This is a genomic window from Aurantimonas sp. C2-5-R2 (assembly GCF_036549495.1).
GTDB classification, from domain to species: Bacteria; Pseudomonadota; Alphaproteobacteria; order Rhizobiales; family Rhizobiaceae; genus Aurantimonas; species Aurantimonas coralicida_A.
This window is the reverse complement of the sequence record NZ_JAZHLJ010000245.1, coordinates 1-1,071: the sequence shown is the minus strand read 5'-3', so window position 1 is coordinate 1,071 and position 1,071 is coordinate 1. Positions and strand designations below refer to the sequence as shown.

The 1,071-nt window shown below is 65.4% G+C and carries 1 protein-coding gene; it reads right to left on the bottom strand.

The genetic code is table 11. The annotated features are described in order from the left end of the window. Positions 1-1,071 (bottom strand): ISAs1 family transposase (locus VQ044_RS25295; protein WP_331827907.1); only part of this gene is annotated, 1,071 nt, incomplete at both ends.

Genomic DNA, 1,071 nt, shown 5'->3' with positions numbered 1-1,071 from the left:
GACCATCCGGAGCGCTTGCGTTTTCGCCTGACGGAGATGTCGGGCCTTGCGCGCTTGAGGAGGTTGAGTGCGAGCTTGCGCAGGATGGCGAGGTTTTCCGGGGCGTTGCCCTTGCGGCTGCGGGCGCGGTCCTCGTCGAAGGTCATGTCGAGCACCCAATGGAGGCTGTTTTCGATCGACCAATGTGCCCGGGCGGCCTTCAGATAGGCTTCGGCGCTCAGCGGTCGCGAGGCCAGATGATAGTGCCGGGTCGTAGTTGTCTTGCCAGCACGGGTGACTGTGGCCTCGATCATGGCGAGGCAGGTCAGGCCCGGCGGCAGGACTGGCTCGCCCGAGGCGCTCTTCGGCCCTTTCAGCCAGGACAGGTCATGGCTGACCATGGCACGGCGTCTTTCGATACGACCGTGCTCGCCATCAGTGGTTTGCGCGACGTCCCGTTCGGCCTGGACCTGTGGAATGGCAAAATAGTCCGCGACCATGGCATGAAGGGTGGGACGGTTGCGCTTCAGCCGCAGGAGATAGTCGCCGCCGCGATCGAGGATCACCTGGGCGGTGTCGTTCTGGCAATGGATCGCGTCGGCGGTCACCAACTGGCCGGTCAGGTCCAGACATTGAAGCAGCGCCCGCGCCGCGACGATCTCGCTGTCGCCCTCGCCGGCGCGAAACCCCTGTTGGCCGATCACCGTATGGGTGGCCGAGGCAAAGGCCGTGACCACGGCCAGGGGCGAGCGTTTGGCGGCCGTGTCGAAGGACCGCCGCAGCGTCTTGCCGTCGATCGCCACGACGCCTTCGCCAGCTTGCCCCAAGGCCGTCACGAACCGCTCGAGGCAGGTGGCGAAGGCCCGCGGGTCGAGCAGCCGAAACACTCGGCTGAACGTGTCGTGGCTCGGAACACCGTTCTCCAGCCGCAGAAATTCCCGGAACAGATCCTCGCGGTCGGCGGCGAAGTCGGCAAAATCCGAACAATGCTCCGCCCCGCACACCGACGCCGTCAGCGCGATGGTCAAAACTTCCAGCAGATCATGGCGCTTGGCATTGCCCGTCCGCGGATCGGTGACTTCGGCAAAGCTG